This is a genomic window from Chitinophaga sp. ARDCPP14 (assembly GCF_051362515.1).
Lineage (GTDB): Bacteria > Bacteroidota > Bacteroidia > Chitinophagales > Chitinophagaceae > Chitinophaga.
In genome coordinates this window covers 163,983-177,768 of sequence record NZ_JBKIXB010000006.1, presented here as the reverse complement: position 1 = coordinate 177,768, position 13,786 = coordinate 163,983, and the positions used below count along the sequence as shown (strand labels likewise).

Here is a 13,786-nt window from a genome sequence, read left to right as displayed (position 1 = left end):
GTTGATTAATGATGTATAAAGATGGTATCTCCCTTTATAGTGAAATTAAAATCGGCAGTGACCTGTAATGCTTTGAGCGCTTCTGTAACGGATTCTTTCTTGAACGTGCCTTTGAAGCGGTAGTCTGCCGGGAAGGTATCTGTTAAGATAATTTTACGGTTGTACCAGCGGCTCATTAAGATGGCCAGTTCCGGGAAGGATTTGTCTTTGAATTCCAGGCGGTCGTCCATCCATACCAGTTCGCTTACCTTTTTGCTGGTCACATTTGGCGTTATTGTTTCTACAATGGCCAGTACGCTGTCCCAGTCGAGGATACGGCCATTTGTTACCGGCGTCGTTTTATCCTTCTTCCTGATGGTGAGTTTTTCACCGGGCGCCAGTACCAGCTTTTTATCCGGATGCCCGCTAAGGCTTACTGCCACGCGGCCGTCTACCAGCGTGGTTTCCATGCTTTCATCGGTTTGGTAGGCTTTTACGTTAAAGCGGGTGCCCAGTACCTGCACGTCCACGCCCGACGTATGAATGGTGAAGGGGTGTGTTTCCTTTGGCTTTACTTCAAAAAAGGCCTCTCCTTTCAGGTATACTTCCCTGCTGCTGTTGCCGATGTTGGCCGGATAGGTAAGGTGACTGCTTACATTGAGCCATACCTGCGTGCCATCTTCCAGTTGTATTTTTTTGCGGATGCCGTCTTTTGTATCTGCCGACAGCTGCCTGTTAGCGCGGGGAAGCAGCGTCCAGATGCCGGCGCCGGCCACCAGGAACAGTATGGCTGCGGCGATGCGCCATCCCCGTTGTTTGAGCGGGTGGATTTTTGCGCGTGGCGGCTCCACCCATTCCCCTTCCTGTTTCAGCCTGCCGGTAATGTCGTGGTACATCTGCAGCAGATCGGGCTGCGGATCGCTGCCAGGCGCTTTTGCGGACTGGTATGTTTCATACCAGGCTTCCAGGGCATTCCGTTCCTCTTCAGTACCCCTGCCCTGCAGGTATTTTTCCAGTAATCCTATCAGTTGTTGATCACTCATTATTTTGGTTGTCTGCAGTATAGACACAGCAGTGAAAGGCTACCCTACCCCCTGGTAGAAATTTATTTTTTCGGGGCGTTTTATGTGGTGCATCCTTTTTTTTATATCTTATGCTTTTTAAGGGCAGCCGGCAATCATGTGATCCGGCTTAAGTGGTAAGCATGACGGAATATATTGCATTACAGGATGAAGCTTTACTGGCACTACTGGCGAACAATGATAATAAGGCTTTTGAAGTCTTATACCAGCGCCATGCAGCAGAACTGTATCAACATGCATACAAGAAATTCCCGGCGCCTCATCTGCTGGAAGATATGATCCAGGAAATTTTTATCTCCCTGTATAAAAAACGCGCTACCCTTACCGGCATTAAAAACGCCAAAGCATACCTGCATGGCGCACTGCGCAACAGGATCCTGAATGAACTGCGGAATTCGCTGCTGCATGAGCAGCACCACCAACAACTTCCCGTAACTACTACCGCCGAAACAGATAATACGTACGATCTGAAATTACTGGAACAGCGGTTTGCGCTGGCGCTGGATAAATTAACGGAGCGCAGCCGGGAAATATTCCTGCTGAGCCGCCGGGATCATTTGTCCAATAAAGAAATCGCGCTGCGTTTGGGCATCTCTGTTAAGGCAGTGGAAAAGCACATGGGAAAATCGTTGCAGGTAATGCGCGGGGAGTTTAAAGACTATGGCCTGGTAATAGTGCTTTCAGCGATCTTCTACCAGTAAAAAAAGAACCGGGCAAGATGCCCGGTCTCCTCTTCTATTTGCGGAAATAACGCGCATTCAGCAGCAGCATTGATAACAACATGAGCGCAACTCCTGCCCATTGAAGGCCGTTCACAGGTTCCAGCAGGATGAAATGCGAGCACACAATGGCCACCGGCAACTCGGCGGTCATGATCACCGCGCTGATCCCTGCCCCTACCTTGGGGATTCCTTTGGCAAACAGCAACGGCGGAATAATGGTTCCAAAAAGCGACAGGAACAGCGCCCATTTCAGCAGACCCGTATCGAAGTGGGTACTGGCCAACAGTTGCGGTGCGTTTACCAGGAAAATACATAGCGTGGAGCCAGTAATGATGACCGCACTTTTCTTACCGGTATCCAGCGATTTGCCTACGCGGCTGTTGGCAATGATATACACGGCGTATAAAAAAGCAGATGCGCCGGCATACAACAGTCCTTTTACAGACAAGCCGGAAAGGCTGCCACCGGCCAACCCACTGCCCAGCCAGGTGCCCACCAGGATCAGTATGGTGGTGATGAGCTGTAATAAGGAAGGTATCTTTTTAAACAGCAATGCTTCCATCAGCAAACCTATCCAGGTAAATTGCATCAGGATTACGATAGCTACCGATGCCGGTATATAGGCTACCGACACATAATATACGAAACTGGTAAGGCCAATACCGCCGCCTGTCAACAGCAGCCAGGCCCAATCGCCGGGCTTTACCCGGTGGCGTTGCCGCCGGGTAAGGAGATACAGGATCCACAAAACGATCATGCCTGTGCAGGCCTGTGTAACGGATATTTCCGCGGCTGTATAGCCTTCGCGGTAGGCTAATTTTACAAAAGTAGAAAGGATGCCGAAGCTGCATGCGCCGGCAAAAACCATTAATATATACCTGGTCATTATTTTCGGTTGTGTAATAAAAAAGGGAGAATATGGGTACACGAAAATAACCAGGTCAATAAACAGACTTAGTGCAAATAAATGACAAACTGATTCCTGTAACAGGAATAGCTAGAAGCCGTAGTAGTGCTGGTTATTTTGCGGACAAAACAACAACAGCTGGCGGAGGTGTGCTTGAATAAATACGGTGCATTTGTGCTTGATTATGGGTAACAAGATAGAAATATTTCTTTACATCTCTCTAAAAAAAATCAGCAGCGCCGGCGGCCGGGCTACCGCCTGTTTAAACTGCGCTGCTGTTATTATGGAATCGTTACTAACGGTTAAACCCGTACGATAATTTTACCTACTGTTCTGCCGGTTTCTATCTGGAGATGCGCCTGCTTCATTTCCTCCAAAGAGAAAGTTTTGGAGACGATGGACCTGAGCAGGCCCTGTTCCATCAAAGCAGCGATACTAGCCATTTCTGCCCCGTTGGAAGCCACCAGGATGAAGAAGCCGGTGAGGCCTTTTGCTTCCGCCTTGGCGGTTACCGCTTCCCGGAAACCGGAAGGAATGCTGATAATAGTAGCGCCGCGCTTCATTACTTCGAGCGACTGATCAATGGTATCGCCGCCGATGGTGTCAAGAACGAAATCGACATCTGATACATGATCTATTAAGGGCTGGGTGTGATAATCGATATGCTCATCCGCTCCCAATCCGAGGATCACCTCCCTGTTAGCGGCCGAAGAAGTACCGATGACATACGCGCCGAGATGTTTGGCCAGCTGCACTGCATAGTGACCTACGCCGCCTGCCGCTGCATGGATCAGCACTTTATGCCCGGGCCTTATGCTGGCATGATCTATCAGCGCCTGCCAGGCGGTGAGCGCCGCCAGGGTGGCTGCAGCCGCTTCATCGTGAGAGATATTTGCCGGCTTCAACGCCAGGTGCGCGGCCGGCGCGGCTACATACTCCGCGTATGCGCGGCCGTGACCAGGGAAGTTGACCATTCCGAATACTTCATCGTTTTCTTTGAACAACGGTGAGTTGGAAGCGACTACCACGCCGGAAATATCCCAGCCAAGGATCAGCGGGTTTTCCTCTTTCAGGAGGTTGTACCTGCCTTTGCCGGCACGGGTTTTAACATCCACCGGGTTAATGCTGATGGCCTTTACTTTTACCAGTACTTCGGCCTCTCCCGGTACCGGCACCGGCAAGTCTGTGAGTACTAAGTTATCTACGCTTCCTGCACTATTTAAAACAATTGCTTTCATGGTCCGTTGTTTTATAAGCGCAAATTTATACCGATAATCTCTTTATTCACTTGTACATTATTCCTTTAATTCTGTACATTTAAAAGAAAGCCGGTGTATGTACACCCGATAAAAAAAGGACATCAACTGAATGACGCCCTTTCTTCTCTGAATCTATGTAATTGGGAAATAGTTATTTTATACTGCTGCTGTTTGCGCCTTTCTTTTCACCGGCGCCGGCGTTTTCTTTTTCCGGCCTTTACCCCACCAGATAATAAACCCCGTGATAGGTAGTGTAGCGCCGATCAGGCTGGCGAAGAATGCCATGAACTTGCCCGGTAACCCCAGGATGCTGCCTACGTGGATATCGTAGTTCATGCGCCTGAGTTTAGCGCCAAATTCGGCTTCTGCAAAGGATTGCTCATATAATTTATTCCCGGTAAGCGGTTCCAGTGTATGCTGATCAAATACGTAGCGCTGGTTATTATAATACTGTCCTTTTTCAGGATATACAATAACGGTAATAGACGCGGTGGCTTTGGAAGTATCCGGGAAGGCCATGTAAAAACCGGATGCCTCCGGGTGTTTGCCTATCGCTGTTTTCCAGGCAATATCCATTTTCTGGCCGAGGTTAATATCCTGTTTTTTGCCCGCCTGCAGGGAATCTGATTTCAGTTCCCGGAATTCCGGCAATGTTTTTCCACCGGAGGTAGCCCAGTAGAGGCCTTTGCTCCACCATTCCAGTCCGTATACCATACCGGTAACGCATATAGCAAAAAGTACCAGCAGTGCGTAAAAGCCCAGTACATTGTGCAGGTCGTAGTTGATGCGTTTGAAGCTGGCGCCCCATTTTATTTTAAAGCTCTGGTTACGGGTACTTTTATTCCATCTTTTCGGCCACCATAACACCAGGCCGCTGATCAGGGTGATTACGCAGATCAAAGTGCTGTAGTTGACGATAGGGCGGCCGATCTTAACCGGCAGCCAGAGGAAACGGTGTCCGTTGAGTACCCATCTGAAAAAGTTCAGTTCCCCTTCTTTACGGTTTACTTTATTGATTACCGCGCCGGTATAGGGGTTCAGCTTCAGGGTGGAACCGCCTCTCCTTGCGCCGATATTGGCTTCTACGGCTTTGCCTTCTTTATACAGCACGTAGCCTACAGTTTTGCCGGGATATTCTTTCGCGGCTACTTCCAGGATCTTTGAAGGAGCGATGAGTGGCTGCGATTGTACCGGAACATTTGCTTCCGGTTCCATCCAGCCGGTGATTTCCTCGTTGAACACGTAGATGCATCCGGTTACGCACACGATGACTACCACGATACCCGAAGCAATGCCCAGCCACAGATGCAGCCAGGCGGAGATGCGATAGAACAGCGACCGGGACTTTGCTTTTTTCCCGGCCGTTTTCTTTGAATTTGCATTCATATTTTTCTGCATAAAAGTGATATCAATATGCTGCTTTGGTGCCGTAATTCTTCCGCCATCACATTTTAAACAGCTTTATTGAAACGACATAAGGCAAGGTTATTCCGTAGCGAATCCTGCAGCATGGTATCCAGGTATTCAGCATACAGCGTACTTATAGGTATTTAAATCTGCTGTAAAAGTAGGTGTATATCTTTCAAAGGATTTTCGATATCGGGAATTTTTCGGGAGATTTATTTTTCCGGATTGCGGGGGAGGTTGTCTTTCTCAGGATTACACTGATGATGCTGATTTTTTTGATTCGATTTTTTTTGATTTTTATTTCATGATGCTTTTTAGCTGCTCAGCCACCGCAGAGGTGTAGCCTGGCATGGCAATTATTTCGCGGTTTTTATTAAGAAGAATATAGGTGGGGTAGCCGCTGATCTGCAATTTATCAAGATAGCCACCGGTACGGCCGTTGTACAGCGATAATACGCCGGGGAGCTTTTCGCGTTTATCCAGGAATGCTTTCATTTGCTGGAGGTTATCGTCAACGGAAATGGAAACGATGGTTAGCTGGCCGTTGCACTGACTGATCCAGGAGGGAAAGTTTTTCATTCCTTCCACGCAGCCCCAGCACCAGGTGGCCCAGAAGTCGACCAGGATAAGATCAGATTTTATATCTGCAAAATTTACGGTTTCATTTTTTCCATTTTTCAGTGTCAGCAGCGGAAATTTATTCCCGACGCGGGCGCGGGTATTTTCTGTAATGACGTGGGCAATCATCGTCCTGATCCCTGGATGGGTAAGGCTATCCAGGATGGTGGCGCGGATGCGGCGGGACAGTTCATCTTTCTGCCCCGGCTCACGATTGACCCGGTAGGCCTGGTTACACCCTGCTGCCAGCGCCAGTTGCTGCAGCTGTGGCGATTTAAAATAAGCGGCTTCGTGGGTTACCTTGTCGATGAGGTTACCTGCACTTCCTTTATATCGTTGTTGGGCAAAAAACATCATTCTTACAAACAAATCATCTTCCAACAGCTTCGTATAAAAGGGATTTTTTTCCTGAATGGGCGCGTTATTGAAATAATCATTCTCAAAATGATCCATCAAGCCTGTGGTATCCCGCAGCTGTTGCACAAATGCCAGGTAATAGATCGCCGCATCATAGCGCAGCAGCGGGTAAGCTGTTGATGTGGTATCGTTCGTATATTTTGATACTATTTCGTGGAAGCGTTGAAAAACAGTATCTGCCGGTAGGGTTAGCCGGAAACGGCCGGTGGTATCTACAAATAAGGGATACCAGTTTTTCAGGAGCTCTTGTTCCATGCTATGCAGGAGTTGGTTCACGGGAGTGCCGGCAGCATCGGTTACGGTGAGTTGGCCCATCGTATCCTGAATAATATAGGCGCCGCCCGGCAGCGTGAAAAAGGACAGTGACCTGTTTTCCACGAGCAGTTTTACCAATGGTCCGCAGGAATCCGATACGGTTACCCGGAAATTTCCGGCACCATTTGTATGTACCTTCAGTATTTCCACGGGCGCCTTACTGATATAATCGGCATAGCCATACAGGGTAATGAGGCTGTGCGGATTTCCGGACAGCTGCCCTTCAATGATGATAGCGCCTTTGCCCGCCACCGGTATGATAAACAGCCAGATGACCAGGTAAAACAAACGTATACTCATGTACATGATAATTTCAATATGAAAGTAGTGTTTATAACTGACAAAAAAATGTGCGTTAATTGTTCAAATCTTCACACGGTAACTTTAAACCGCTACCAAAAAATATATGTTGTTAACAAAGAATTTACACTTGATAATCTGCATTCTTCTACCTTGAATGCATTGGGAAAAGAAAGACCTGCAACCCCTTAACATGAAAACCTGGATTTTATGAAAAACAACCTTACCCTGACCAGGATAAATGGCCGCAATGCGGAGGAAAATGAAGCAAAGGAACGGATTATAAAGATTGTCAATTCCCTGGCGGTAAGCGCCAGCCTGCTGGCATTTACGCTTGGATGCCTGTTATATTATATGACGGGCTACGGCATTATTTTTTACCCTGCCCTGCTGGAAAGCGCCCTTTTTCTTTCCACGCTGCTGATTACCCGTTACAGCAAACCGGTTTACGGGAAACAGTTGATGTTCTTGTTACACAGTGTTTCCATCTGGTTTTTTGGCGTGTTGCTGGGACCTGCTTCCCAGATTTACCTGTTTGCCCCCTTCCTTGCTTTTTGTGTATTCCTGGTATTCGAAAAGCCCTGGTCCCAGATAATAGCTCTTGTTGCCAGTGCAGTGGTAATGATACTGGTACTGCTTAATTTCAGGTACCCCGTGATTGCTTCGCTTCCGCTTAATAAGGACACCGAATTATACTTACACTGGCTGGTGATCATTTCTGCTACTTTTCTGAACGGCACCGCCCTGTATTATTTTGCCAAGGAAAGCAGGTTCCAGAATAAACAGCTGAAATCGTTGGTAAACCAGCTGGACAAAGCCAATCAGGCCATGCGCATCTACGTGCGTGAAACCACCCACGAAATCCGGTCGCCATTGAATGTGGTAAACAGCATCCTGCAAAATTATATTGAAACGGCCGACCAGGGGAAAAGGACGGTACAGGTAGGCATTGCCCACCTGGAAGCCGTACATTTTGCCTGCCAGGATATGCAGCTGGTAATGAGCAATGCACTGGGATGGTCGAAAATTGAGGAAGGAAAAGATGAGATCAGCAAATCACCGTTTCACTTCAGCGACTGGGTGCAGCACTTATGTGATACGTATGAATACCTGGCCAAAAGAAGATCCGTGCATATCAATATTTCACTGAACGACAACCTGCCGGAGTATATCCTGGCAGATAAGTCGAAGCTTCGCACCATTATTGTAAACCTTCTCAGCAACGCTATCAAGTTCACTACTTTCCGGTCAATCATTACAGTAAGGGCCGGCATGAAAAACAACCAGCTGGTAGTTTCCGTAACTGATCAGGGGGTGGGCATTAGCGCCGACCGGAAGGAGCACATTTTTGATCCGTATGTGACTGAACCAGGGCAGCATACAGAATCCAGCGGGCTGGGACTACCCATTGCCCGGCATATGGCCCGCATGATGGGAGGTGATCTTACGGTAACAGATAATCCTGATGGCGGGGGCAGCATTTTCACCCTGCGCATGCCGGTGGAAATTACCACTCCACCTGCTGCTATCCATCAAATGATGGACTATTCTATTTTAAAAGGCTTAAAAGTGTTGGTGGTAGACGATGACCACCTGAACCACCTCGCATTTTCACTGGCGCTCAAACGCATGGGCATAGAAGTAATAGTGGCCGACTCCGGTCCGCAGGGCCTTGCCAAAGCCCGGCTGCATCAACCGGATGCTATACTAATGGACATGATCATGCCGCATATCAGCGGTGTGGAAATGTTGTCGCAGTTCAGGGCCGACCGCCAGTTGCGGCAGATCCCTTTCATACTGGTATCCGGCAATGCCTACAGTGAAGTAAAGGAAGAAATAATTGCTTCCGGCGCAGATGGATTCTTGAGTAAACCGGTAAATATTGAACAACTGTATACGATATTGAAAGACCTGGTAGTAATGGCAGATGCTACTCCACCGGTTTCAGTCGCCAGGTAGCCCTGATCCTTCCCGCCGCCCTCATTTTATGCAGCTGCTCTTCTGTAGCGTTTTCCATCACGTGTGGCAGCCCGGTAAGGCGCGCATGATCACGGGCAGCCACCTTCTCTATTTCGAATCCCATCTTCCGGAAAAATATTTCAGCGGCTTCAAAGCTGTCGAACATTTTTTCATGAATCTGATGCTGGGCATAAAATGCTTTCCACTGTTCATCCCGTTTTATTTCGTTGGTGGCGGCATCCCGCTTCACATAAATATCTGCGGTGATCCAGTATCCTCCACGTTGTTGCAACACGCGGCGGATAATATTACATAGTTTTTCCTTTTCAGTATCATCAAGGTACATCAGCAATCCTTCGTTCACTATTACCAGCGGACCCTCCGGGAAACGGTTCACTGTTTCCATAAACTGCGCTTCATCCAATGCGTTTAACGGTAATACTTCCAGCACACCGGCCGGTGGTTGTTTCTCCAACGCCGCAACAAATTTCTTCTTTAGTGCTATTACTTCCGGCAGGTCCGTATCAATATAGTGATACCCCGGTTGTTTCACAGTTTCCAGTCCACGGAAAGAAAACCCGGAAGATAATTCAAGGACATTTTTCACCGGCAATTCATCCAGTAATTGATTGATACTCCAGTAACGGTCTTCGAAATGCACCACTCTTAGCCAGAATGAAAGATCCTTACTATCCGTATTCATTTGATAGGGCAGCGGCGCCAGCATGAGTTGTGCAGCTTCCTTTGCGTAAGGAATAGCGGTAACGCCTTTCAGCAGCAACAATGATTTGGCAGTAGGACTGATGGTGCTGTAATCCCGGTGAGCAGTTTCCATACCCGTTAATTTACGGATAAAGATACGCACTAAGCGTTATCGTTACCTGCTAAAAAATGTGCGTAAAAATCGGGAATGGGACTGTTCCGGATGCCGGCTATGGTTTCTTCCACCGGGTAAGGTATCTTCCGGATGGCCGGTGTAATTTTACTGCCGGTAACCGTTAGTTGCAGATAGGCCGCCAGGCGGTCTTTTTCTTTCGACCTGCCTACTGATCCGGTGTTGATCACCATTTTTCCCGCCGCTTTCAGCGGGCGTATATAAGAGAGATGCGTATGCCCGGTCACCATTATATCTGCATGATATTCTTCCATCATTCCCAACAGGTCATTTTCATCATGATCCTGGTAGAGGTACTCATCGTTGCTCCGGGTGCTGCCATGTACCAGTAATACTTTTACGCCGGCAACATCCATCTGTATATGGGGTGGCAGTTCTGCGAGGAAGGCTGCGTGTTGCGGCCTAATGGTATCTTTTGTATAGTCGATGGCCTGTAGCCTGGCTGTTTGCTCTTCCGGCGTGTGTTTACTAAGCGGGTATACAGGGTGGTCAAAGGCGATGCGTTCATCATGATTGCCCATAATTACCGGGATGTTCTTTTGCCGGATCAGGTCTATTACTTCATTGTGCCACGGCGCCGCATCCGTGAGATCACCCAGGCAGTATACCTGGTGGGCACCAAACTGTTCTATGTCTTCCAATACGGATATCAACGCAGGCAGGTTTGCGTGAATATCGCTGATGATGGCCAGCTTCAACATTTCATTTGTTCATTTTGATATTTGCAACGTTACTATTTAATTCATGCACTGCATATTTCAGGCAATAATAAACTATGAAAATACTATTATTCCGTTGAATAATACCATTACCCCAACACCGCAAGAACCGGGTTTTCCGTGGTGGCCCGGGCAGTTATTTTTGTATCTCCATAAAAAAAATACCAGATGAAAGATATTAAACAGCGGCTGCTGGCGCACGACTGGCAACAGGCAGCCACCCAATTGAACGACCGCGGCTATACGTTACTGAAAGGTGTACTGGGCAAAGCGGAATGTGATGCGCTGATCAATGATTACCAGGCCGACGACACCTACCGGAAAACAATTGTGATGGAGCGTTACCGTTTTGGGAAAGGGGAATATAAATATTTTCAGTATCCCCTGCCGGAGCTGGTCACCACTATCCGGGAAACAGTGTACCCGTTTATTGCGCCGGTAGCCAACAAATGGATGGAAGTATTGCACATTGCGCAGCGGTATCCCGATACACATGCTGCATTAAAAGCGCATTGTCACGTTAACGGACAAACGAAACCCACCATCCTGATCCTTAAATATGGGCAGGATGGATTTAACACCCTGCACCAGGACCTGTACGGCGATATTTATTTTCCAATGCAGCTGGTAGTATTCCTGAATGAGCCGGAAGAGGATTATACCGGGGGCGAGTTTGTATTAACGGAACAGATCCCCAGGGCGCAATCCAAAGCCAATGTGCTGCGGCCGCAGCGGGGGGATATGCTGATTTTTACCACTAATTTCCGGCCTGTAAAAGGCAGCAAGGGATATTACCGTGTGAACATGAAACATGGCGTAAGCCCGGTGCATAACGGGAACCGGCACACGCTGGGTATTATTTTTCACGATGCGTTGAGCTGATTGTTATTCTCCCCATGCGGTAAGCAGCAGGTTCCGCGGACCACCGTGATTGCGGTGTTCACACAGGTATATGCCCTGCCAGGTACCTACTGCAAGCCGGCCGTTGCGGATGGGGATCATAACAGAACTGCCTAACAACGCGGCTTTCAGGTGCGCCGGCATATCGTCGGATCCTTCATCATCGTGCAGGTATTCCGGATCGTTTTCAGGGACGGTTTTATTGAAATACATTTCGAAATCTTTCCGCACGGTGGGATCTGCATTTTCATTCAGCGTAAGCGACGCCGAGGTATGCTGGATGAATACCTGCAGCATTCCCGTTTTTATTTCGGAGAGTTGCGGAAATGCCTGTACGATTTCCGTGGTGATAATGTGAAATCCCCTTCTTCTTTGCTGTAGCTGTAATGCCTGTTGGAATATTTTCATGCCGTGCAAGTTAAACATTTCATTATTGTCCGTATACCACCTTCCAGATGCGGTTGGTTTTATCGTCTGTTACCAGCATTGCGCCGTTTTTCAATACAAGGAGTCCTACCGGCCGGCCTCTTACATCTGCCGTGGTGGAATCTTTCACAAATCCGGTGAGAAAATCTGTTGGTTTACCGGCGGGTTTCCCATTAGCAAAAGGGATAAACAATACTTTGTAACCAGAAATAGGCTTGCGGTTCCAGGAGCCATGCTGGGCGATGAATGCACCCTGGTGGTATCTTTCCGGAAATTCATCTCCCCGGTAAAATACCAGACCCAGGGAGGCGGTATGAGGGCCTAATTGTACATCGGGGATAATGGTATTGTTTGCTTCCGGTGGCGCGGGATCTTTCACGCGTGTATCGGTATGCTGACCGTAATACTTCCAGGGCCATCCGTAGAAGCCGCCTTCTTTTACGCCTGTCATGTAATCGGGTACCAGGTCGTTGCCTAATTTATCCCTTTCATTAACAGCCACCCATAAGGTAGAAGTACCGGGGGCCCAGTCCATGCCAACGGGGTTTCTTAAACCTGCGGCGTAAATGCGGCGACCGGTACCATCGGGATTGATTTCCACGATGGCTGCCCTCGATTGTTCATTTTCAATACCTTTCTCCGCATGATCGGTGGCTGAGCCAATAGCGATATAAATTTTGGATTGATCTTTATTAGCAATGATATTTCGCGTCCAGTGCTGATTTTTTTTGCCGACAGGCAGGTCTGTTATTTTCTCCGGCGCCGCGGTGATCACCGTATCGCCGGTTTTGTAAGGATAGCGGACTAACGCATTGGTATTGGCCACATAAAAATGGTTGCCTATCAGCAGCATGCCAAAGGGCTGATTCAGATTGGAAAGAAAGGTGCTGCGGAACTCCGGTATACCGTCGTGGTTAGCATCCCGCAGCAGGGTAATGCGATCTGCACTGTGCCGCATACTCTTTGACTTCTGGGCGCCTACAAACACCGCCCCTATTTTAATCACCAGCGGGAAATTACTGTTTGATTCCGCCACCAGCACATCGCCGTTTGGGAGCGCATACATCCAGCGTGGATTTACCAGGTCATCCGCATATAAAGACACATGAAAACCCGCTGGTGCAACGGGTGTTTCACCAGGACCCCAGCCAACTACCTGGCTATAATTCATATATGATTTTGTGGCATGGGGTGGCGGCAGGCGGGCACTGTCTTGTGCACACAGCTGATAAGTTGCGGGCAACATTAAAAGTGACAACAAATATTTTTTCATGAGAAGGTGCTTTTAGGGTGATACCATCTCTCTTACAATATTTGCGCCACCGGATGCCACAAAAGGAGCGCGACCGTATGTATGGTAAAATCTTAAATTTGAACGCTTTTGCATTTTTGTTTATCTTCATATTTCCCGCCGAAGATCCAAACGAACGTGAAGACCTTAATGCTTAAAATTTTAGCCATGACGAGACCACAACAAATAATGATTATTGATGATGATGCCGATGATAGAATTTTTTTCCAGGAAGCCATTCACAATATCTCTCCGGTCATAGAAACACATGTATGCGATAGTGGAATACAGGCAATAGCGATGTTCCAGGAAAATAAAATTCCGGCTCCTGATTACATTTTCCTTGATTTCAACATGCCGCTGATGAACGGGCGCGAATGCCTGGTAGAACTGAAAAAGATCCTTCAGCATCAGTTAACGAATATCATCATACTGAGTACTTCTGATATGAAGGAAGATATGGAAGATGCCATGCGGCTGGGTGCAAAATTATTCCTGACCAAGCCCAATACTTTCCAGGAATTATGCACCATGCTGAAACGGGTATTGGAAGGCAGATGGCATAAGTTCTTCTCCCCGGAAAAATAAAG

13 protein-coding genes are annotated in these 13,786 nt (G+C 48.0%); 4 read left to right on the top strand and 9 right to left on the bottom strand.

The features are described 5' to 3' along the window. Positions 1 to 5 precede the first annotated feature (5 nt). Positions 6 to 1,022 (bottom strand): FecR family protein, encoded by a 1,017-nt coding sequence (locus ACLHR0_RS18105; RefSeq protein WP_436488428.1) that lies wholly within the window; start codon positions 1,020 to 1,022, stop codon positions 6 to 8. Positions 1,023 to 1,183: 161 nt separating this feature from the next. Between ACLHR0_RS18105 and ACLHR0_RS18100 the strand changes: the two genes are divergently transcribed. After that, entirely contained in the window at positions 1,184 to 1,762 is a 579-nt protein-coding gene (locus ACLHR0_RS18100) for an RNA polymerase sigma factor (protein ID WP_429046243.1), read from the top strand. 34 nt (positions 1,763 to 1,796) lie between these two features. Here the strand turns inward: ACLHR0_RS18100 and ACLHR0_RS18095 are convergent, their stop codons facing one another. The 4 genes from ACLHR0_RS18095 to ACLHR0_RS18080 all read right to left on the bottom strand — a co-directional run bounded on the left by ACLHR0_RS18095 (position 1,797) and on the right by ACLHR0_RS18080 (position 7,006). Continuing rightward, entirely contained in the window at positions 1,797 to 2,669 is an 873-nt protein-coding gene (locus ACLHR0_RS18095; RefSeq protein WP_429046242.1) for an EamA family transporter, read from the bottom strand. Positions 2,670 to 2,992: 323 nt separating this feature from the next. Next, on the bottom strand, positions 2,993 to 3,928 hold the full coding sequence (locus ACLHR0_RS18090) for an NADP-dependent oxidoreductase (protein WP_436488426.1): 936 nt from the start codon (positions 3,926 to 3,928) through the stop codon (positions 2,993 to 2,995). Between the two features lie 177 nt (positions 3,929 to 4,105). Then, the gene (locus tag ACLHR0_RS18085) at positions 4,106 to 5,335 is read right to left on the bottom strand and encodes a PepSY-associated TM helix domain-containing protein (protein ID WP_436488424.1); all 1,230 of its coding nucleotides are present in this window, start codon (positions 5,333 to 5,335) and stop codon (positions 4,106 to 4,108) included. A 318-nt stretch (positions 5,336 to 5,653) separates the two neighbouring features. Beyond that, positions 5,654 to 7,006 carry a TlpA family protein disulfide reductase gene (locus tag ACLHR0_RS18080; protein WP_436488422.1) on the bottom strand — a complete coding sequence of 451 codons (1,353 nt, stop codon included), beginning with the start codon at positions 7,004 to 7,006 and terminating at the stop codon, positions 5,654 to 5,656. A gap of 210 nt (positions 7,007 to 7,216) precedes the next feature. Between ACLHR0_RS18080 and ACLHR0_RS18075 the strand changes: the two genes are divergently transcribed. Then, a complete protein-coding gene (locus tag ACLHR0_RS18075; RefSeq protein WP_436488420.1) occupies positions 7,217 to 8,965 on the top strand; it encodes an ATP-binding response regulator in 1,749 nt (582 codons plus the stop codon). On the opposite strand, the gene ACLHR0_RS18070 is transcribed toward ACLHR0_RS18075, so the two are convergent. Together ACLHR0_RS18070 and ACLHR0_RS18065 are read right to left on the bottom strand one after the other, a co-directional pair. Next, entirely contained in the window at positions 8,937 to 9,800 is an 864-nt protein-coding gene (locus ACLHR0_RS18070; RefSeq protein WP_436488418.1) for a class I SAM-dependent methyltransferase, read from the bottom strand. The genes ACLHR0_RS18075 and ACLHR0_RS18070 overlap by 29 nt on opposite strands. Before the next feature lie 29 nt (positions 9,801 to 9,829). Further along, on the bottom strand, positions 9,830 to 10,561 hold the full coding sequence (locus ACLHR0_RS18065; protein ID WP_436488416.1) for a metallophosphoesterase family protein: 732 nt from the start codon (positions 10,559 to 10,561) through the stop codon (positions 9,830 to 9,832). Between the two features lie 186 nt (positions 10,562 to 10,747). On the opposite strand from ACLHR0_RS18065, the gene ACLHR0_RS18060 reads away from it, so the two are divergent. Then, positions 10,748 to 11,461 carry a 2OG-Fe(II) oxygenase gene (locus ACLHR0_RS18060; protein ID WP_429046230.1) on the top strand — a complete coding sequence of 238 codons (714 nt, stop codon included), beginning with the start codon at positions 10,748 to 10,750 and terminating at the stop codon, positions 11,459 to 11,461. Between the two features lie 3 nt (positions 11,462 to 11,464). Here the strand turns inward: ACLHR0_RS18060 and ACLHR0_RS18055 are convergent, their stop codons facing one another. Further along, positions 11,465 to 11,887, bottom strand: coding sequence for a secondary thiamine-phosphate synthase enzyme YjbQ (locus ACLHR0_RS18055; protein WP_370911612.1), 423 nt, complete (start codon positions 11,885 to 11,887; stop codon positions 11,465 to 11,467). A 22-nt stretch (positions 11,888 to 11,909) separates the two neighbouring features. Continuing rightward, positions 11,910 to 13,178 (bottom strand): PQQ-dependent sugar dehydrogenase, encoded by a 1,269-nt coding sequence (locus tag ACLHR0_RS18050; protein ID WP_436488414.1) that lies wholly within the window; start codon positions 13,176 to 13,178, stop codon positions 11,910 to 11,912. Positions 13,179 to 13,364: 186 nt separating this feature from the next. On the opposite strand from ACLHR0_RS18050, the gene ACLHR0_RS18045 reads away from it, so the two are divergent. After that, a complete protein-coding gene (locus tag ACLHR0_RS18045; protein ID WP_436488413.1) occupies positions 13,365 to 13,784 on the top strand; it encodes a response regulator in 420 nt (139 codons plus the stop codon). The last annotated feature ends 2 nt before the right edge of the window (positions 13,785 to 13,786 follow it).